This window comes from Myxococcales bacterium (assembly GCA_016712525.1).
Classification (GTDB): domain Bacteria; phylum Myxococcota_A; class Polyangia; order Polyangiales; family Polyangiaceae; genus JAAFHV01.
Window position 1 is genome coordinate 2,461,271 of the sequence record JADJQX010000007.1, and the last position, 18,288, is coordinate 2,479,558.

Here is an 18,288-nt window from a genome sequence, read left to right on the forward strand (position 1 = left end):
CGCGGAGCCCCCTCCCGCCCCTCCACCCGAGATCCCCATGAGCCCACCCCTCGTCAGCATGAGCCCCGACCTCCTCTCGCGCATCCAAGGCGCCATCGAGGACGTCCGCGCGGGCAAGATGGTCATCCTGGTCGACGACGAAGATCGCGAGAACGAAGGCGATCTCACGATGGCCGCCCAGTTCTGCACGCCCGAGGCCATCAACTTCATGGCGACGCACGGTCGCGGCCTCATCTGCGTGTCGCTCACCGAGGAGCAGGTCGACAGGCTCCAGCTCCCGCAAATGAAGGCCCCGAACCGCAGCGGGCCCACCCTCGGCACGGCGTTCACGGTGAGCATCGAGGCGCGCCGCGGCGTGACCACCGGCATCTCGGCCGCCGACCGCGCCCACACGACGCGCCTCGCCGCGAGCCCCGACTGCCGCCCCGAGGATCTCGTCACGCCCGGCCACGTCTTCCCGCTCCGCGCGCGGAACGGCGGTGTGCTCGTCCGCACCGGCCAGACCGAGGGCTCGGTCGATCTGGCCCGCCTCGCGGGGCTCACGCCGGCCGGCGTGATCTGCGAAATCATGAGGGACGACGGCGAGATGGCGCGCATGCCGGACCTCGAGGTCTTCGGCAAGAAGCACGGCATCCGCATCGTGACGGTGGCCGACCTCATCCAGTACCGCCTGCAGACCGAGCGCCTCGTCGAGCGCGTGGCCGAGCGCCGCATCACGCTCGACGCCACCGGGACCGACTGGCACGCCTATGTGTATTCCACACGCATCGACGGCCGGCAGTTCTTCGCGCTGAAGAAGGGCGAGCCCAAGGCCGGCGAGCCGGTGCTCTGCCGCATGCACGCGGGCTCCACCGTGGGCGACGTGTTCTCGTCGTCGACGCGCGAGGGCGGCAAGCACCTCCGCCAGGCGCTCGCGCGGATCGAAGAGGCCGGCTCGGGTGTGGTCGTGTACCTGCCCCCGCGGGGCGATTTCGCCTCGGAGCTCGCGGCCCACGCGGCGAGCGAGGTGGCACGCGAGCTCGGCCCCGTGGCGCCGAAGGGCCCGCAAGACAACCCCCTCCGCGAGTTCGGCCTCGGCGCTCAAGTGCTCTCGGACCTCGGCGTGACCAAGCTCCGCCTGCTCACGAACAACCCCCGCAAGATCGCCGGCCTTGCCGGGTACGGCCTCGAGGTCGTAGAGAGCGTCCCGCTCGGGTCCTGAGCCTCCCTGACCGAACCCAAAACCACCGAGATTTTCCCATGTCGCAGCCCAACATCGTCGAAGGTGGCCTCGTCGTCCCGCCCGGGTCCTCCGTGGCCATCGTGGCGAGCCGCTTCAATCATTTCATCGTCGATCGCCTCGTCGACGGCGCGGTCGACGCGTTCGTCCGCCATGGGGGCGACGCGAGCAAGATCACCATCGTGAAGGTGCCTGGCGCGTGGGAGATCCCCGTCGCCGTGCGCCGCCTCGCGAACGGCAAGAAGGTCGACGCCATCGTCGCGCTCGGCGCCGTGATTCGCGGGTCGACGCCCCACTTCGACTACGTCGCCGCCGAGGTCTCGAAGGGCGTCGCGCACGTCGCCATGGACACGGGCGTGCCCGTGGCGTTCGGTGTGCTCACGACCGACAGCATCGAGCAGGCCGTCGAGCGCGCGGGCACCAAGGCCGGCAACAAGGGCTGGGAGGCCGCGGTGAGCGCGATCGAGATGGTCGCGCTCGGCAAGAGCCTCGACAAGGCCGGTCTCTGACCGTGGGCGCACGCCATACGGGCCGCGAGGCCGCGCTCCAAATGCTCTTCCAGGTCGAGGTCGGGAACGCCACGGCCGAGACGGCGATCACCCTCTTTTGGCGCCAGTTCGAGGGCGATCCCGAGGGACGCTCGTACGCCGACGCGATCGTGCGCGGCGTCACCGACGACCTCTCCGCCATCGACGACAGGCTCCGAAAGGCCTCCACGCACTGGCGCCTCGAGCGCATGTCGCGGGTCGATCGGAACCTCCTCCGTCTCGGCGCGTGGGAGCTCGTCGCCCGGAAAGACGTGCCCCGCGCCGTCATCCTCGACGAGGCCGTGGAGCTCGCGAAGGCCTACGGCACCGAGGAGTCCCCCGCGTTCGTGAACGGCGTCTTGAACCGCGTCGCCGACGACGTCGGCCGGAGAGACGAGGACCGGAGCCGCTAGGAGGTGGACCTCGCCTTCTCCTCGTTGAGCCTCCCGTCCATCGACGAGAGCCAGGCCGACGTCGTCGCGTGCGGGCTCTTCGTCGACGATCGCCCCATGCGCGGGCTCGCGGCGGTGCTCGACTATCGGCTCGCCGGGCGCCTCTCGGGCTTCGTGCGGCGAGGCGAGCTCGTGGGCAGCGCGGACGAGGCGTTCCTCTTCCCGCCGCGGCCGCGGCTCATGGCCGAGAAGCTCGTGGTGTTCGGGTGGGGAAACGTAAGTGAGATGGACGAGGCCGCGACGACACGCGCGGTGCGCCGCATGGTGACGACGCTCGCGGGCCTCGGCGCGAAGAGGGCGCTCCTCGAGCTGCCCGGGCGCGCGCGCGGGCTCGTCGACGCCGACACCGCGGCCCGCCTTTTTTTCGCCGAGGTCGCCGACGCGGGGCTCGGCTGCACGTTCCTCGTCGTCGAGGACGACCCGGGAAAGCGGCTCTTCCTCTCGCGGATCGACGAAGAAAAGAAGCGCGCGCGCCGGGTCATGTGACCTGGGCACGCGCGCTCGAATCGAGGTGAAGGGTCTCGTTACGCGGCCTTCTTGCCCTCGGGCCCAAGGACGGCGAGGTGCTGCTTCGGGACCGAGAAGCCGGCCTTGCCGAGCTCGTTCCGGATGGCGGCGTTCGTCTCGAAGTAGACCTGCCAGTAGTGGTCCGTGTGGCAGTACGGGCGCACGGCGAGCACGGGGCCCGCGAGCGTGAACGTGACGATCTCGACGTCGGGTTTCGGGTCGGTGACGACGTTCGGGATCTTGGCCATCGCGGCCTTCAAGAGCTCGACGGCCGCAGGCACGTCGGCGCCGTGGTCGAGCTGCGCCGTGAGATCGACGCGACGGAACCGGTTCGACGAGTAGTTCTTGATGGTGTCCGAGAACACCTTCGAGTTGCCGATCATGGTGAGCACGTTGTCGGGCGTGTTGATCTTGGTGACGAAGAGGCCAACCTCTTCGATCGTGCCCGTGACGCCCCCGGCCTCGACGAAGTCACCGACCTTGAAGGGCCGGAGCACGACGAGGAACGCACCCGCCGCGAAGTGCGCGAGCAGGCCCGACCACGCCATGCCGATCGCCACGCCCGCGGCGCCGAGCAGGGCGGCGAACGTCGTCGTCTGCACCCCGAGGTAGCCGAGCACGCCGACCGCGAGGGCGATCTTGAGCATGGCGCTCACGGCGGCCGTGACGTAGCGGATGATGGTCTCCTCGATCTTGCGGGCCTTCATGGACCGGCCGAGGAGCTTGTCGACCAAGCCTACGGCCCAGCTGCCGAAGACCCACATGGCGAGGGCTCCGACGAGCTTGATGCCGATGGCGTAGGCGCTCGTCTTCGCGAGCTCGATGAAGCTCGTGGCCGCTTCCGTCGCGGACGGTTCGAGGTGAAAAGACATGTAAGTATCCTCCTGGCGGGCCCACCCCGCAGGCGCGACGGTATCCTGCGCGCCGCTCCGTCGAACGAGCATCACGTGGGCTCCGGGCAAGCGGCGCGGCCTTCGTGCCGTGCCGGCACACGAGCTCGCCGTCTCGGCGCGTCTCTAGCGCTTCGGCGGCGCCACGAGCTCTCGGCCGAGCACCTGCGCGATCGCCGCGACGAAGGTGTCGTCGAGGCCCGAGAGGCCGACGACCTTGGCGCCCGCGTCACGGAAGGCGAGCCCCTCGGCGGGCGACGAGGCGAGGCACGCGACGACGAGGTGAGGGTCGACGCTCGAGACCTCGCGCACGAGCACGACACGCGAGAAGCCGAGGGTGGTGCCGAGCACGAGCACGTCGGGGGAGCGCTCACGAAGCTCGACGAGGGCGCGCACCGGGGAAGGCTCGTGCCACACGTCGGCCACCTGAGCGAGCGCGCCGACGACCGAGGACGGCAGCGCACCGACGACCCCGACGAGCGGGAGCTCGCGCGAAATCGCCTTGGGTATCGGGAAGTTACGTTCCACGAGGAACGCGACGAGGCACACGCGACGAAAGCGGAGCTGGCCCCCTGGGCTGCGCTCGTGGGCGATCGCGCCGCGCTTCACCCACGCGTGCACCGTGGTGAGATCGACCCCGCAGAAGCGAGCGACGTCGGGCGCGGCGTAGAGCCGGCCGTGTTTCACGTCGCGCTCGGCTTCGGGCCGTCCTCGGGAACGAACTTACCGTCGCGGAGCACGTACCGCGAGGCGCCCGGCACACGCGCCTCGGGCACGGTGTGCTCGGCGTCTCCCGGGAGCACGAGCGCGAGGGTCGTCCCGCCTTCGTGGGGGACCTCGACGAGGCGCGGGCAGATCGGGAGGAGGCCCACGGTGGCCGCGACGGCGAGCGCGGCGTCGACGTTCGCCACGGGAGCGAGCAGCTCGAGGCACCTGTGGGTCGGCGGAGCGAGCGCGATCTCGCCGCGATCGAAGCGCGCGAGCACGGCGGCCGGAGTGGCCCAGAACGACGCGGTCGTCTCCCCGTCGTCGTGGGCGCCGGTCTGCCCCTCGGGCGCGCGGCAGAGGAAAAAACGCGTGTCGTAGCGGCGGGCTTCGGCCTCGGGCGTGACCCACCGCGCGAACGGATGGAGGGACGACAGATCGACGACGAGCCCTCGTTCGCCGAGGAGGCTCGCGAACGACGCTCCGGCGGCGAGCCGCTCGCGGAGGGCGCCGAGCTCGGCGTCGGAGAGGGCTCCCTCGGAGAGCGGGAGCAGCGCGGCCTCCTCGAGGCTCTCGCGGAGGGCGGCCACGGCGAACGCGCGGAGCTCGTCGTCGTTCGTCGAGAACCCGTCGCGCGACGCTGGCAACCCGCGCGCGTGCGAGACGAGCTCGGGGCTCGCGTCGCCTGCGTCGACCTTGCCCCCCGGGAAGACCACGGCGCCGCCCAGGAACCTGGACGCGGCGTTCCTGACCACGCAGAAGATCTCGAGCCCTTCGTCGCCGTCGCGGAGGAGGAGCAGCGTGGCGGCCGGGCGTGGCTCGGTGGGCGCGCGATCGAGCTTGAGGTCGAGCATCGCTCGGACCCTACCAGCGCGCCCCCCGCACCTTCAACGCCGGCTCAGGAAATCGCGCGGCGGCAGTACTCGGTGAGGGCCATGTGCCCCTCGTGATCGATCGTGTCGAAGTGGAGCCCGAAGGTGGCGAACCCAAGCTTCGTCCTCCCCGCCCATCGCACGCGGCCCTCGGCCGACACGATCTCCCCGTCGACGAAGAAGACGCTCGAGACCCGCTCGCCCGGCTTGAGGCCGAGGTGCGCGATCACACGGAGCCCGCCGGCGGAGACATCGAGCGCGGCGGCGTCCACGATGCGTCCACGCGCCGTGAGCGTCACCGTGCCCGAGAGCGGTGCGCGAACCTGAGCGCGGCGGTTCGCGGGGAGTGTCATGGGCACGGTGGCGGCGTTCATACGCGGCCGTAAAGCAAGACTGCGGCCACCGGGATTTCTCGATGGATCGTACGACCACCACTCCGCATCGATGTTGTCGCACATCATGCGCAAGAACAGGTTCGAGGCGCGTTAATAACGCATTTTCATAGGGTTAGCTCGCTACGCAAAGAGGTCACGGTGGGTGCCCTCGTGAGGTCACCCTCGCGCGTTTCGTCCCCACAAAGGAACGGCGCGCGAGCCACGTGGCCCGCGCGCCGAGAGGTGCCGGATGTCGCCCCCGAGGCTACTTCTTCATCATCGCCATGAGCGTCGAGGCCATCTCGCTCGGGTTCGGCGCGACCTTGCAGCCGGCGTCCTCGAGGGCGGCGATCTTGGCCGCGGCCGTGCCCTTGCCACCCGAGATGATGGCGCCGGCGTGACCCATGCGCTTTCCGGGCGGGGCCGTGGTGCCGGCGATGAAGCCCGCGACGGGCTTCGTCACGTTCTTCTTGATGTACTCGGCCGCCGCCTCTTCCGCGCCGCCGCCGATCTCGCCAATCATGATGATGCCGTGCGTGTCGGGGTCTTTCTGGAAGAGCTCGAGGACGTCGATGAAGTCCATGCCCGCGACCGGGTCGCCGCCGATGCCGACGCACGTCGACTGGCCGACGCCCATGGCCGTGAGCTGGCCGACCGCTTCGTAGGTGAGCGTGCCCGACTTGGACACGACGCCGATGTTGCCGGCCTTGTGGATGTGGCCGGGCATGATGCCGATCTTGCAGGCGCCGGGGGTGATGATGCCGGGGCAGTTCGGCCCGATGAGACGCGTCTTGCCGGTGAGGCCCTCGAGCACGCGGCGGACCTTGAGCATGTCGATCGCCGGGATGCCCTCGGTGATGCAGACGACGAGCTCGAGGCCCGCGTCGAACGCCTCGAGGATCGCGTCGGCCGCGCCGGGGGGCGGCACGAAGATGACGCTGGCGTTCGCCTTCGTCTTCGCGACGGCCTCGGCCACCGTGTCGAACACGGGGACCTTGCCCTCGAACGTCTCTCCGCCGCGCGTGGGGGTGACGCCCGCGACGACGTTGGTGCCGTAGTCGAGGCACTGCTTCGCGTGGAACGAGCCGGCGCCGCCGGTGATGCCCTGCACCAGAAGGCGCGTGTCTTTTCCGACCAGAATGCTCATTTCGAACCTCCCGTCACCGCAGCGACGACCTTCTCGGCGCCATCCGCCATGGTGGTGGCCGCCGTGATGGCGAGCCCGCTCTCACTCAAAATTTTGCGACCGAGCTCGACGTTCGTGCCCTCGAGGCGCACGACGAGCGGCACCTTGAGGCCGACTTCCTTCACCGCCGCGACGACGCCGTTCGCGATCACGTCGCACTTCATGATGCCGCCGAAGATGTTGACGAAGATCGCCTTCACCTTGGGGCTCTTCAGGATCATCGAGAAGGCCTTGGTGACCTGCTCTTGGTTGGCGCCGCCGCCCACGTCGAGGAAGTTCGCGGGGGCGACGCCGTGCTTCTCGCCGAAGACTTTGATGATGTCCATCGTCGACATGGCGAGGCCGGCGCCGTTGACGAGGCAGCCGACGTTGCCGTCCAGCGCGACGTAGTTGAGGCCCGCTTCTTTGGCCTCGAGCTCGACCGGATCCTCTTCGTCCTTGTCTTGGAGCTCGGCCCAGTTTTTGTGCCGGAACTCGCCGTTATCGTCGAAGTTCAGCTTCGCGTCGAGCGCGACCACGTCGCCCGACTTCGTGACGATGAGGGGGTTGATCTCGAGGAGCGAGCAGTCTTCCTTCACGAACATGTCGTAGAGGGCGAGCATCACCTTGGTGAACTTGGCGATCGTCTCTTTGCCGTAGCTCTGGAGGCCGAGGCCGAACGCGATTTGGCGCGCCTGGAACGGCATGAGCCCGGTGACCGGATCGGCGTGCACCGTGAGGATCTTCTCGGGCGTCTCGTGGGCGACCTTCTCGATCTCGACGCCGCCCTCCGTGGAGGCCATGAAGGCGATGCGGCGCTTGTCGCGGTCGAGCACGGCGCCGAGGTAGTACTCCTTGGCGATGTCGAGGCCCTGCTCGATGTAGAGCCGGCGGACCTTCTGGCCTTCGGGGCCCGTCTGGATGGTGACGAGCTGCATGCCGAGGATCTGCTCGGCGAGCTTGCGCGCGTCGGCCTCGCCGCCCTTCGCGACCTTCACGCCGCCGCCCTTGCCGCGGCCACCCGCGTGGATCTGGGCCTTGACGACCGTGACTTGGTTGCCGGTCTCGGCGATGAGCTTCTTCGCCGCGGCCTCGGCCTCGTCGACGGTGAAGGCGGGGTACCCCTTCGGGACCGGCACGCCGTACTTCGCGAAGATCTGCTTGCCTTGGTACTCGTGAATTTTCACTTTTGCTCTCCTCGAAGAGGCCGGTCCACGACGCGGACGGCACCTCACTCCCGGCGGCCTGGCCACCTGTCGTCCGGGGCGTTCTTCGGGGCGAAGTCATACCCTGACCGCGCGGCGGTGTCGGCCATTTTCGACGCGCGCGAGCCGTTCGAGAGGCGCACCCCGACGCGTCACTCGCGTCGTAGGTACGGGACCTCACCTTGTGGTCGGAGGTACGTCAGCGGGGCGGCAGCGGGCTCACCGGGCCGAGGCGGAAGAGGCGGTCGTAGAAGGCCTCGCTGGAGAACGCGGCGCCCTCGCGGGCCATGGTCTCGCGGCGCAGGGCCTCGACCTCGCGCGCCCCCGCGAAGTAGCTCACGACCTGGAGCGGGATGCGGAGCGAGCGGAGCACCTGGCCCTCGCACCACCCGAGCGGCATGCCCGTCCACGTCGCGTAGTCCGCCGCGATCGCGCCGAGGCTCGCGCGCGAGCCGTGCACACGGAGATCCACGAGCACACGAGCGGCGCGGATGAGCTTCGAGACGACCGCGAGCAGGGCCTCCCGCGGGGTATAGAGCCCTTCGTCGAGCATGCGCTCCTCCGCGTGCACGGCGAACCCTTCGATCGCGAGCATGGCGCCGAAGTACCGGCTCTTCATGGCGACGTCGTCGGACGTGTGGAAAAAGCGGAGCGGCGCGCGAGTGTCGGCGAAGGCCTCCTGCCAGGCGAGGCTCTGGAGGTAGTGGCCGGGGTAGCCCTCGTGCACGGCGAGGTTCGCGGCGCCAGGGATCGAATGCGCCCCCGGATCGAGCGACACGAGCACGTGCCCCTTCGCGCCCCGCCGCAAGAGAGGCGCCGGCAGGTTCGTGATGCCCGCGCCCGGGAGGAGGCCGGGGAAGAGCTCGCGGAAGGAGAGCGCGTATCCCTCGGGCTCACGCACGATGCGGCGCGTGCGGCAGAGGTCCCGCGCGCGCTCCGTGGCGCGTTCGTAGAGCGGGAGGATCTCGTTCGCCGCGCGGGGCTTCATGGACCACGACGAGAGCGCGACCTTCGTGGCCTCGGCGAGCGTGCGCGGGGCCCCCTCCCCTTCGTCGGCCGACACCCGCGCGGCGGCAGAGACGAAACGATCCGCGAGCGCCGAGAGCTCTTCGCCCGCGTCGCGCTCGAGGTCCGCGAGCCACTTGGGATCACGCTCCCACTGGTCGTGCACGCGGCGCTCGTAGGCCTCGCGCTCGAGGCGCCCGCGCCCCTCTTCGGCCCGAAGCGCCCGGAGAGAGGCCTCGTGCTCCCGAGCCGCCTCGGAGGCGCGCTTGGCAAGCTCCACGGCGGAGGCGCTCTTCGCGAGGGGCCCGCCCGCCTCCTCACGGAGGGCCTCGAAATAGCGCGCCGCGCCCGGGAGCACCTCGTCGCAGAAGGTGGCGACGATCCGTGCATCTTGCACATGGCCGACGCGGCCCCGCTCTCGGAGCCGCGAGAGGCGCGCCGCGTACGCGTCGGGGACTTTGGCGAGCACCTGCTCGAGGGCACCCACGTCGTCGGGCGACTCGGCGTGCCGATGAAGATGGGCGACGAGCGCGTGAGGCCCGGCGCTCGGCTCGAGGGACCCGGCGTACGTGCCGTCCTCGAGATCACGCACGAGCGAGCGTGAGAGCCTGCGCATCGCCGAGACGTCGAGCGCGTCGTCGTCGTCGCGGGTGCCGACGGAGCACCCACCGAGGGACTCGACCACGCCCCTATGGAACGCGAGCCTGTCGCCGAGGCCGTGCTCGGTCTCGTCCGCGAACGCAGAGACCTCGAGGCCGAGCCACGCCGCGTCGTCCGGGTGGTGCGCGACGTGCCCGCGAAAGAGCCGCTCACGCACCGCTTCGACGCCGAATTCTTCCGTCATTTCGGGACGTTGGTGCAGAACCCTCCGACACACTCGGCTTGGTCGCAGCAGTCGGCTTTGCTCCCGCAGCGCTCGCCCGTGCGCGCGCACCCGGCGGGCTTCTGGCAGACGAGGCCGCCTGCGTCCCCGGCGCGGCAGAACCCGTCGCAGCAGTCGTACCCGTTCTCGCACGTGTCGCCGAGCGGCTTGCACGGAGGCACCGAGAACTGCGGGCGCTCGTTGGTCGCGTCGGTCTCTTGGCCGGCGATGTAGAACGCCGGGTGGCTCGGGTCGGTCGAGGCCGTGGGGTTCAGATCGACCGCGGTGATCCACATCTGGCGGTTCGAGCCCGTGTACTTGTGGCCGTAGGGGCGCTCGGCGTAGAACGCGAGCCAGTAGTAGCCGCCCGCGGCCACGGGGTGGAAGCTCGGGCCCCAGTTGCGATCCGTCGTCGCGAGCGCGCCCGCGCCATTCGCGCGATCGAGCCGCACCTGCCCTGCCCCGTCGGCGCCCGCGATCCAGAGCTCGCCGCGCGAGTCGGCGTCGGACCCGCGGGATTTGTTGGCCCGCATGAACGCGAGGTACTTCGAGTCGGGGGTGAAGGTCGGGTAGGTCGCGACCGGGTAGGTGGCGTTCGCGTCGATGATCTTCTTCGTGTCGCGGAAGCCGGGCGTCGCCCCGAGCGAGACCTTGCTCGTCCAGAGCGTCGCCGCGGTGTAGGAGAGCCCGTTTCCGGCCGTGCGCACGCCGTACGCGATGGTGGTGCCGTCAGGGCTCCACACCGGGTGGCTCAGGCCTCCGGGCGTGTTGATCGGGAGGCTCAGCGTGGCCAGCACGGCGTCGCTCGTGGCCGTCGAGAGGCGGAGCTCGGAGGGGCTGTCGGTGCCGAACGTGTCGCTGTTCCAGTGGCGCCAGATCACGTACGCGCCGTCGGGAGAGATGGCCTGGAAGCCCGACGCGGCCGTGCTCTGGTAGAGCTTCGCGCCGGTGCGTGCGTCCCAGACGGCCCACGGGCTCGCGCCGCCGTTGATGCTGCCGACGATGCGGCTCCCGTCTTTCGACACCGAGTGACAGGCGATGCACTGCTCGCCGGCGACCTGCGTGGCGTTCGAGGGAGTGCCGCCGGGCTCGATGCGGCGGAGGAAGGTGCCCCCGGCCTGATCGACGAGACGTGTATAATACACGGTGCCCTTGAGGTTCGCGCCGGCGACGCGCACCTGGAACGTGCGAGGGAGGTAGGCCTTGCCGCCGTCGAAGCGCTGCACGGAGACGTCGACCACGCCCTCGGTCGAGTCGGTGAGCTTGGCCCACGCGTCGACCGGGAGCTTCGGGAAGGCGTACTCGCCGTTCGCGCTCGCGACGGTGGCGTACGCCGTGTACTCGAACGTGGCGCTCTTCGCCTGGATCTTGAAGAAGCCGTTCGCGCCGCCGCCGGTCCACTGGAAGAGCGGGCCCGGGAGCCCGCGCGGGAAGACCGTGCCCGCGTACGGGTACACCACGGTGAGCGAAGGGTCCGTGTCGGTCGCGGTCGCGAACGCGGCGGACTGCACGGCCGAGGGAACCTCGCCGGCGTTCATGCGGAGCCTCACGGTCGCCTTGGTCTTCGCGGTGAGACCGAAGGCCTTCACCACGACCTCGCCCGTGCCGCCCACGAAGCCCGTGGGCGTGAGCACGTCGTCGACGAAGCTTGCCACGTCGAACCGAGAGAACGACCACACCCCCGTGACCTTGTCGACGACCTTCCCGTCGACCGTGACCCCTTGCGCCTTGAACGGGAGCGTCGGGTTCGTCTGGCCGACGTCGACGCCGAGGGTGGCGTCTTGCGGGACGATCGTGAGCTCCTTCAGCTTGACCTCGCCGGGGACCTCCGCGTCGAAGAACCCGGGCGGGGTCGCGTCTTGCGGCGTCGTTCCCGTGGGCTTCGGCTCGGGCGCGGCGTCGAAGTCCGAACGAGGCTCGGACGAGCCGCACGCGACGAGCTCCGACGAGCCCAAGATCGCCGCCGTCGAGATGCCCGCGAGGAGGAAGAGCGTGCGCAAGCGAAGTGCGTTCATGGGCTCGATCGTAACCCATTTCTCGGTCCGCGCTCTCGAGCCGCCGCCACGGCAAGACCGCGCGGAAGGCTCACCGCGAAGCGCGCTGCGCGCCACCGTGCGTCACGCCCCTCGCGCTCCGATTCAGAACGCGAGCACCCAGAGGCCTTCTTTGGCGTCGGCGTGGGCCTTCGCCTTGGCCCCGAGCGCGCGCGCGGTCTCGGCGAGGATGGGCCGCGCCTTCGCCCAGTCGCCGTCGCTCTCGAGCTCGCGCACGAAGGCCGAGTGCTTCCCCCACCGCGCTTTGGCCACGGCGAGATCGGTGGCCGACAGGAGCGACATGGCCATCTCGGTGAGCTCGTGCGCGAGGCCCTCGAGCTCCTTCGGGGAGAGCAGGCGCGGCGACGTGAGGTCGAAGCCCGGATGCACCTTCGTGAAGGCCGGATGGAACAGGGTGATCGACGCGACCCCCACGCTCTCCGACATTTGGCTAGGTGCGCGAAACTTCGGGTCTTTCGGGTCGTCGCCGGGGCGCGCGGGGCGGAGCTCGACGCAGTCGCGGCGGATGCCTCGGCGGAGAGAGAGGCTCTTCAGGCTGTCGTCGAACGAGGTCTGCGCTTTGTCGGAGGCCTCGCTCGATGCGTCGAGCGGGTCCTTCTCGAGGGCGGGGAGAGGCGCGCTCGGGCCGCCCGACGCGTCGACCGAAGGAGGCGGCTCGACGGGGCCGTCGCAGGCCCGCGCGCAGGCCGCGAGCCCGAGACCGAAGAGAGCGGCGAGCGCGGTGTGGCGAGCCCTCACGGGAGCACGATCACGTCGGCCTTGAGGGACATGGGCTTCTCGTCCCGAAGGATGCCCACCTCGACTTTGTCGCCCGCCTTCTTCGTGTCGAGGGCGTTGTAGAGATCGTCGAACGACTCGACCTTCTGGCCGCCGACCGACACGATCACGTCGCCCAGGGCGAGGCCACGGGCGGTGCGCGTGAGGCCCCGGAAGCCGGCTTTTTCGGCCGACGAGCCCGCGGGCACGTTCACGACGACCACGCCGTGGATGCCGAAGCGGCGCTCGAGGCGCTGCGCCGGGTCGATGCCGATGCCGAGCCCGAGCTGCTCGGCCTTGCCGCTCTTGATGATCTGCGGCACGACGCGCGCGATGGTGCGGACCGGGACGGCGAACCCGATGCCGGCCGAGGAGCCCGACTTCGAGAAGATCATCGTGTTCATGCCGATGAGCTGGCCCTGCGAGTCGAGGAGGGGGCCGCCGGAGTTGCCGGGGTTGATGGCCGCGTCCGTCTGGATCATGTCGCGGATGGTGACGCCGCCGATGCCTTGGACCTGGCGGCCGAGGGCGCTCACGATGCCGGTGGTGAGGGTGTGATCGAGCCCGAACGGGTTGCCGATGGCGATCGTCTTTTGGCCCACCTCGAGGTCGGCGTGGGCCTGCACCTTCACGGGGCGGAGCAGGTTCGCGGGCGCTTGGACCTTGAGGACGGCGATGTCTTTCTTGGGCTCGACGCCGACGACCTTCGCGTCGAAGCGCTCTTGGCCTTGGAAGGTGACGGTGAGCGACTCGGCCCCTTGGACGACGTGGAAGTTCGTGACGACGTGGCCCTGATCGTCCCACACGAAGCCCGAGCCCGAGCCGGCCGGCACCTCTTGTTCGCCACCCAAAAAATCAGTCACGGTACGGGTTTGCGTGACGAAGACGGTCGACGGGGAGGCGTCCTTGAAGACGGCGATGGTGTTGCGTTCGTCTTCGATGCGGGCCCCGGGAGAGAGGGGGGTGACCGGCTGGGCGCTCGCGCTCTGAGCGGGCTGGACGACGGGGGTCTTCGCGGCGTCGGGGGTGGGCGTCGGCCCGCCACGACACGCGCCGAGCACGAGAGAGAGGCCGAGTGCGAGAGCCTGCGCGCCCACGAGCGCACCGAACGAAGAGCGGTTCATCGTATGTGTCCTCTTACCAAGAAACGGGCCGTTTCAGGGGGCGAACCCGGTGGGAGGGGTGGCTATTCCTGGGGCGACGAGCGCCGTGTCATTCGACGGGGCTCCTGCGGGTGGCCTTCTTGCGGCTCGCGGCGGCCTTGTCGGACAGGCGGCGCCGCACGGCCCCGCGCGAGGGCTTCGTGGGCTTCCGGGGGACCTCGCGGGCGAGCGCCGCGGCGAGCCAGAGCCTGAGCTTTTCGCGGGCGTCGGCGAGGTTTTTGGCGCGATCACGCGTCTTTTGGCTCGTGACGGCGATGCGGCCTTCGGCGTCGATTTTGGTGGCGAGCCGCTCGCGGAGGCGGGCGCGGGCCTCTTCGTCGAGGGCGGGATCGGACTCGAACGCGTACCGGAGGTCGATCTTGGTCTCGACCTTGTTCACGTTCTGGCCGCCCGGCCCCGACGCGCGCGCGGACGCCCACGTGATGCAGGCGCCCGAGGCGGTGAGCGTGGGCGAGACGGGGAGATCGTCTTTGGCCACTACGACACCTCGCCTCTCTCGGCGGCGAGGACGAGCCTCGTTCCGCCGACGACGCCGGCCGGGAGCAGCACGAGCCCGAGCCCCGGGACGAGCAGGAGGAGGGCCGCGGCGAGACCGAAGCCGAGGACGGCGCCGAAATGGTCGACGAAGAAGGCGACACGCGCGCGCGTCCGCATGCCTCGGAGCGAGAGCGGATAGTCGAGGAAATCCCACGCCGCGAGCAGGCCGACCACGACGAGCTTGAGCGGCACGGTGACGACGACGAGCGGCGGGACGAAGAACCCGAGGGCCGCGAGCGAGAAGAGCGCGGGGAGGCCGACCATGAGCCCGAAGAGCGTGACCTTGAGCGACGCTGCGAGGCCCGCGAAGAACGGGGGGCCCTCCCGAGGCTCGCCCCCGAGCTCTTTTTCTTGGCGGCGGGAGAGGGCGTCGAGCGCGGGGCCGGAGAGGGGCTGCGCGAGGGCCGCCGCGACGACGAACGCGACGAGCACCGCCACGAGCCCGAGCACCACGCGGGCGACGACGAGCCCCACCGCCTCGAGCCCCTCGCCCGAGCCGCGGCCCTCGAGCATGGCGCCGGTCGCCCAGATGCCGAGCCCTCCGAGGGCGGTGGCGAGCACGGCGCAGACCACGATGGGGACCATGGCGTAGCCCCACAGGCTCGGCCGAGCGGCGATGAAGCCGATGCCCCGGAAGACCGCCCCGGCGCCGAAGGCGGCCCCGAGCCCACGCTTTTTCATGGCCACGCTCGCCATGCGGGTCGACGTTAACCACACGGCGGCGCGTCCGAAAGGGCTTCTCGCACGCCGGGCCTTGGGTAGGCTCGTCGCATGCCGCGAAAGCCCGCCGAAGCGACCGCCCCGTTCCTTGCAGCATGCACGTTGTTGGCCCTCGTGGGTTGCCAAAAGTCCGAGCTCGGGCGCGCCGGAGAGGCCCGGCTCGTGCCCCGCGCGGACGGCGGCGCGCAGCTCGTGGTCCCGGGGTGGCCCGACACGTGGCTCGCCCCGGAGGAGGTGGCCGGGCGCACGAGCATCGAGCTTTCGCACACGGACGGCGCGGATTCGGTCGCGTTCAAGACCGTGGACGGCAAGTGGGTCACGTTCGTGTGGCTCGGCCCCAAGGTGCACAAGGGCCCGGCGCTCGCGACCGCGCTCGACTTCGAGGGCCTCGTCGGGAAGCTCGTGGCCGAGGGGCCCGAGAGCGACGCGCTCCTCGCCTCGCTGCGTGCGTCGAAGGGACGGACGGGGCTCGCCAAGGTGCTCGTGCGGGCCGCCTCGGACGAGGGACCGACCTGGGAAAAACGCCTCGCGACCCTCTCGCCGGACGAGCGCGTCGAGCTCGGGAAGGGCCTCGAGGGCGCGTTGCTCGCCAAAAAGACCGCGCCGAAGGTGCTGACACGCGCCATCGCGGTGGTCGATCTCGCGGGGGTTCCTGCCGATCGCCTCTTCGAGCGGATCGCGCCGGTCGTCGGGGCGAAGGAGCCCGAGGGGAGCCACGGGGCGAGCGTCATCCTCAGGTTCCTCGCCGGCAAGGACGCGGGCGCGGGCAAGCTCGCGTGCAAAGGCCTCGACGCGCGGCCATGGAAGCTCGACGAGCCCGACCCGGAGAAGCGCCTTCTGCTCGACGCCATGCTGCTCGCGATCGCCCGCGAGGGGCGTCGACTGCGCCAAGGTCGATGCCCTCGTGCGCGAGGATCCGTGCGCGTCGACGCTGCGCTGCGGCCCGAGCGGCCCGGTGCTCCCGAACGAGACCACCGAGCAAAAAGAGCCTCTCTGTGACGCTGCGGCCCTCGAGAAGGCCGTGAAGGAGGAGCTTGGGCGCGCCCCCGCCGACGTCGCCACGGACGGGCACCCCGGGCGCACCCCAGGCCTTGCGTACGCGGCCCACGTGCTCGGCAAGCGCCCCGCCCTCGCCGACGTGGAGAAGCGGCACGCGCGCAGGCTCTACGCGCTCACGCAGAAGGGCCCGGCGTGCGCTTCGCTCACGGAGGTCGGCAAACCCTGCCAGGCGGACCCGGGCGTCGTTCGGGACATGGCGTGCCGGAACGACGGCGCCGACGTCACCGTGGGCACGCTCAAGATCCGGATTTCGGACGAGAAGAAGACGATCTCGGACGTCGTGACGGCGAGCCCCCCGTGACCTTGGGCGGAACCGGAGCATCCACTTGGGCCGCAGGGCTCGGGGCCTCCTTCGGGGCGTCGCGCCGGGCTTCTTTGTAGGTCTCGAGCTCTTCGAGGGTCTTCGGCCACTCTTTACCGAGCAGGCGCGACAGGGCGCGATCGGCGAGGAGCTTCCCTTCGTTTTGGCAGGCGGGGCAGTAGTTCGCCTCGTTGTTGGCGTACCGAATGCGCTGCACGGGCCCTTGGCAGCGAGGGCACGGCTGCCCGTATTTTCCGTGCACGGCCATGCCGGGGTGAAAGGCGGTGACCGTCTCGGGGAAGGCGCCGTCGGCCTCGGCCGCGAGGCGCTCGGTCCACGAGGAGAGCGTCTTCTGGGTGGCCTCGTAGAGCCGTGTGATCTCGTCCGGCGTGAGGCGCGAGACGAGCTTCACGGGCGAGAGGCGCGCCTCGAACAGGATCTCGTCCGAGTACGCGTTCCCGATGCCGGAGAAGTGCCGCGGATCGGTGAGCGCGCGCTTCAGCGTGTGGTTGCCCTCGACGAGCCTCGCCGCGAACGTGTCGCGGTCGATGACGAGCGGCTCGAGCCCGCCGGGGTCCATGACGCGCACCGCCTCACGGCCCGAGAGCACGTGCACACTCGCGCGCTTCTGGGTGCTCGCCTCGGTGAGCACGAGGGTCGAAGAGGGGAAATCGATCGCCAAAAGACCAATCTTTCCGGGAACTTTGGCGCCATGTTCGCGGAGCCGGAGGCGCCCGGCGATCATGAGGTGGACGACGAGGAAGAGGTCGTCTTCGAAGGCGAGCACGAGGCGCTTTCCGAGCCGTTCGACGCCGAGGAGCTTCTTGCCGACGAGGGCTTCGGGCTTGGGGGAGTAGGTGCGGAGGACGAACGGGCTCGCGAGGCGTAGGGCCTCGAGCGGGGTGCCTGTGAAGCGGCGCGCGAGGCCTTCGCGGTATTGCTCGATGTCGGGGAGCTCGGGCATGCGGGGGCAGTATAGGGGATGGCGTGGGGCCGGGCCGCTGGGGCGGGTGACGCCGCGGGCTCAGCAGGCCTCGTGGGCCCGGGCGACGAACCTGGCCGGCGTTGTCCCCGTAGCGGCGCGCACCTCGCGCACAAGCGCGGCGCGACGCTCTCCCGTGTCCGTGTCTCCACGTGTGCGGAGGGCTCGAGGTCGCGTACGCTCGGCCGATGGCGAGCTTGCCTGCGCGCAGACCAGCGCCCTTCATCAAGAACGTCCTCGTCGTGCGCGAGCGCATCGAGAGGCCGGACGAATACCCCTTCACGATCCCGGCGGTGAAGGCGCTCGACGGGCTCGCGCTCGGGGCGGTCACGTTCTTCGTGGGCGAGAACGGCTCGGGCAAATCGACGATCCTCGAGGCGATCGCCGTCGCGGCGGGGTTCAACGCGGAGGGCGGCACGGCAAACTTCCAATTTGCCACGCGGCGGAGCGAGTCTCCCCTTCACCGCTGCCTTCGCCTCGCACGTATCGCGAAGCCGAAGGTGGGGTTCTTCCTCCGAGCAGAGAGCTTCTTCAACGTGGCGACTCAGGTCGAAGAGCTCGGGGTGCAGGGGTACGGAGACGTTCCGCTCCACGAGCAGTCGCACGGAGAGTCGTTCCTCGCGTTGATCCAACACCGCTTCGGGCCCAAAGGGCTCTACATCTTGGACGAGCCGGAGGCCGCCCTCTCCGCCTCGCGCCAGCTCGCGCTGCTCGTGCGCATGCGCGATCTCCTCCGTGAGGGCTCGCAGTTCATCATCGCGACCCACGCGCCGATCGTGCTCTCGTACCCGGGCGCGATCATCTACGGCTTGGACGAAGGCGGCATCTCCGAGGTGCCGTACGACCACGTCGAAAATGTGGCGCTCACGCGGACCTTCCTGGCAGACCGGGAACGGTACCTGGAGCGGCTCTTTTCCCACGGCGAATGAACGG

Annotated in this window: 20 protein-coding genes; 7 read left to right on the forward strand and 13 right to left on the reverse strand. The window is 70.1% G+C overall.

Features of this window, described 5'->3' with window-relative positions:
* The first annotated feature begins 37 nt into the window (after positions 1-37).
* The 4 genes from ribB to IPK71_27445 are packed head-to-tail and all read left to right on the forward strand — an operon-like array spanning position 38 to position 2,684.
* Positions 38-1,201 (forward strand): 3,4-dihydroxy-2-butanone-4-phosphate synthase, encoded by a 1,164-nt coding sequence (gene ribB / locus IPK71_27430; protein ID MBK8217476.1) that lies wholly within the window; start codon positions 38-40, stop codon positions 1,199-1,201.
* A 38-nt stretch (positions 1,202-1,239) separates the two neighbouring features.
* Positions 1,240-1,728 carry a 6,7-dimethyl-8-ribityllumazine synthase gene (locus IPK71_27435; protein ID MBK8217477.1) on the forward strand — a complete coding sequence of 163 codons (489 nt, stop codon included), beginning with the start codon at positions 1,240-1,242 and terminating at the stop codon, positions 1,726-1,728.
* Between the two features lie 2 nt (positions 1,729-1,730).
* Positions 1,731-2,159 carry a transcription antitermination factor NusB gene (gene nusB, locus IPK71_27440; GenBank protein MBK8217478.1) on the forward strand — a complete coding sequence of 143 codons (429 nt, stop codon included), beginning with the start codon at positions 1,731-1,733 and terminating at the stop codon, positions 2,157-2,159.
* Between the two features lie 24 nt (positions 2,160-2,183).
* Positions 2,184-2,684, forward strand: a complete 501-nt coding sequence (locus tag IPK71_27445; protein MBK8217479.1) for a hypothetical protein — start codon at positions 2,184-2,186, stop codon at positions 2,682-2,684.
* 38 nt (positions 2,685-2,722) lie between these two features.
* Here IPK71_27445 and IPK71_27450 read toward each other — a convergent pair whose 3' ends face one another.
* The 12 genes from IPK71_27450 to IPK71_27505 form a co-directional block, all read right to left on the reverse strand.
* Entirely contained in the window at positions 2,723-3,577 is an 855-nt protein-coding gene (locus IPK71_27450) for a mechanosensitive ion channel family protein (GenBank protein MBK8217480.1), read from the reverse strand.
* A 144-nt stretch (positions 3,578-3,721) separates the two neighbouring features.
* A complete protein-coding gene (locus IPK71_27455; GenBank protein ID MBK8217481.1) occupies positions 3,722-4,282 on the reverse strand; it encodes a helix-turn-helix domain-containing protein in 561 nt (186 codons plus the stop codon).
* Positions 4,279-5,154 carry a hypothetical protein gene (locus IPK71_27460; protein MBK8217482.1) on the reverse strand — a complete coding sequence of 292 codons (876 nt, stop codon included), beginning with the start codon at positions 5,152-5,154 and terminating at the stop codon, positions 4,279-4,281. Before IPK71_27460 ends, IPK71_27455 begins: the two co-directional genes overlap by 4 nt.
* 44 nt (positions 5,155-5,198) lie before the next feature.
* Positions 5,199-5,546, reverse strand: a complete 348-nt coding sequence (locus tag IPK71_27465) for a PilZ domain-containing protein (protein ID MBK8217483.1) — start codon at positions 5,544-5,546, stop codon at positions 5,199-5,201.
* Between the two features lie 265 nt (positions 5,547-5,811).
* Entirely contained in the window at positions 5,812-6,693 is an 882-nt protein-coding gene (gene sucD / locus IPK71_27470) for a succinate--CoA ligase subunit alpha (GenBank protein MBK8217484.1), read from the reverse strand.
* Positions 6,690-7,898 (reverse strand): ADP-forming succinate--CoA ligase subunit beta, encoded by a 1,209-nt coding sequence (sucC, locus tag IPK71_27475; GenBank protein ID MBK8217485.1) that lies wholly within the window; start codon positions 7,896-7,898, stop codon positions 6,690-6,692. Before sucC ends, sucD begins: the two co-directional genes overlap by 4 nt.
* A gap of 217 nt (positions 7,899-8,115) precedes the next feature.
* A complete protein-coding gene (locus IPK71_27480; GenBank protein MBK8217486.1) occupies positions 8,116-9,765 on the reverse strand; it encodes a DUF885 family protein in 1,650 nt (549 codons plus the stop codon).
* Positions 9,762-11,798, reverse strand: coding sequence for a PD40 domain-containing protein (locus IPK71_27485; protein MBK8217487.1), 2,037 nt, complete (start codon positions 11,796-11,798; stop codon positions 9,762-9,764). Before IPK71_27485 ends, IPK71_27480 begins: the two co-directional genes overlap by 4 nt.
* 123 nt (positions 11,799-11,921) lie before the next feature.
* On the reverse strand, positions 11,922-12,575 hold the full coding sequence (locus IPK71_27490; protein MBK8217488.1) for a hypothetical protein: 654 nt from the start codon (positions 12,573-12,575) through the stop codon (positions 11,922-11,924).
* Positions 12,572-13,717: a trypsin-like peptidase domain-containing protein gene (locus IPK71_27495; protein MBK8217489.1), complete on the reverse strand. Its 1,146-nt coding sequence runs from the start codon at positions 13,715-13,717 to the stop codon at positions 12,572-12,574. The genes IPK71_27490 and IPK71_27495 overlap by 4 nt, the downstream gene beginning before the upstream one ends.
* 88 nt (positions 13,718-13,805) lie before the next feature.
* A complete protein-coding gene (arfB, locus tag IPK71_27500) occupies positions 13,806-14,234 on the reverse strand; it encodes an aminoacyl-tRNA hydrolase (protein ID MBK8217490.1) in 429 nt (142 codons plus the stop codon).
* Complete coding sequence (locus IPK71_27505) at positions 14,234-14,989, reverse strand: EI24 domain-containing protein (protein ID MBK8217491.1); 756 nt, start codon at positions 14,987-14,989, stop codon at positions 14,234-14,236. The genes arfB and IPK71_27505 overlap by 1 nt, the downstream gene beginning before the upstream one ends.
* A 75-nt stretch (positions 14,990-15,064) precedes the next feature.
* Between IPK71_27505 and IPK71_27510 the strand changes: the two genes are divergently transcribed.
* Positions 15,065-16,012 carry a hypothetical protein gene (locus IPK71_27510; protein ID MBK8217492.1) on the forward strand — a complete coding sequence of 316 codons (948 nt, stop codon included), beginning with the start codon at positions 15,065-15,067 and terminating at the stop codon, positions 16,010-16,012.
* Between the two features lie 22 nt (positions 16,013-16,034).
* A complete protein-coding gene (locus IPK71_27515) occupies positions 16,035-16,373 on the forward strand; it encodes a hypothetical protein (protein ID MBK8217493.1) in 339 nt (112 codons plus the stop codon).
* Here IPK71_27515 and IPK71_27520 read toward each other — a convergent pair.
* The gene (locus IPK71_27520; GenBank protein ID MBK8217494.1) at positions 16,309-17,337 is read right to left on the reverse strand and encodes a formamidopyrimidine-DNA glycosylase; all 1,029 of its coding nucleotides are present in this window, start codon (positions 17,335-17,337) and stop codon (positions 16,309-16,311) included. The genes IPK71_27515 and IPK71_27520 overlap by 65 nt on opposite strands.
* A gap of 206 nt (positions 17,338-17,543) precedes the next feature.
* On the opposite strand from IPK71_27520, the gene IPK71_27525 reads away from it, so the two are divergent.
* Positions 17,544-18,284 (forward strand): AAA family ATPase, encoded by a 741-nt coding sequence (locus IPK71_27525; GenBank protein MBK8217495.1) that lies wholly within the window; start codon positions 17,544-17,546, stop codon positions 18,282-18,284.
* Positions 18,285-18,288: the final 4 nt, after the last annotated feature.

Bases quoted from the DNA above. Each gene is read 5' to 3' on its own strand.
- ribB (MBK8217476.1), top strand. From the start codon at position 38: ATGAGCCCACCCCTCGTCAGCATGAGCCCCGACCTCCTCTCGCGCATC.
- IPK71_27435 (MBK8217477.1), top strand. From the start codon at position 1,240: ATGTCGCAGCCCAACATCGTCGAAGGTGGCCTCGTCGTCCCGCCCGGG.
- IPK71_27450 (MBK8217480.1), bottom strand. From the start codon at position 3,577: ATGTCTTTTCACCTCGAACCGTCCGCGACGGAAGCGGCCACGAGCTTC.
- IPK71_27460 (MBK8217482.1), bottom strand. From the start codon at position 5,154: ATGCTCGACCTCAAGCTCGATCGCGCGCCCACCGAGCCACGCCCGGCC.
- IPK71_27465 (MBK8217483.1), bottom strand. From the start codon at position 5,546: ATGAACGCCGCCACCGTGCCCATGACACTCCCCGCGAACCGCCGCGCT.
- sucD (MBK8217484.1), bottom strand. From the start codon at position 6,693: ATGAGCATTCTGGTCGGAAAAGACACGCGCCTTCTGGTGCAGGGCATC.
- IPK71_27480 (MBK8217486.1), bottom strand. From the start codon at position 9,765: ATGACGGAAGAATTCGGCGTCGAAGCGGTGCGTGAGCGGCTCTTTCGC.
- IPK71_27485 (MBK8217487.1), bottom strand. From the start codon at position 11,798: ATGAACGCACTTCGCTTGCGCACGCTCTTCCTCCTCGCGGGCATCTCG.
- IPK71_27495 (MBK8217489.1), bottom strand. From the start codon at position 13,717: ATGAACCGCTCTTCGTTCGGTGCGCTCGTGGGCGCGCAGGCTCTCGCA.
- IPK71_27505 (MBK8217491.1), bottom strand. From the start codon at position 14,989: ATGGCGAGCGTGGCCATGAAAAAGCGTGGGCTCGGGGCCGCCTTCGGC.
- IPK71_27510 (MBK8217492.1), top strand. From the start codon at position 15,065: ATGCCGCGAAAGCCCGCCGAAGCGACCGCCCCGTTCCTTGCAGCATGC.
- IPK71_27520 (MBK8217494.1), bottom strand. From the start codon at position 17,337: ATGCCCGAGCTCCCCGACATCGAGCAATACCGCGAAGGCCTCGCGCGC.
- IPK71_27525 (MBK8217495.1), top strand. From the start codon at position 17,544: ATGGCGAGCTTGCCTGCGCGCAGACCAGCGCCCTTCATCAAGAACGTC.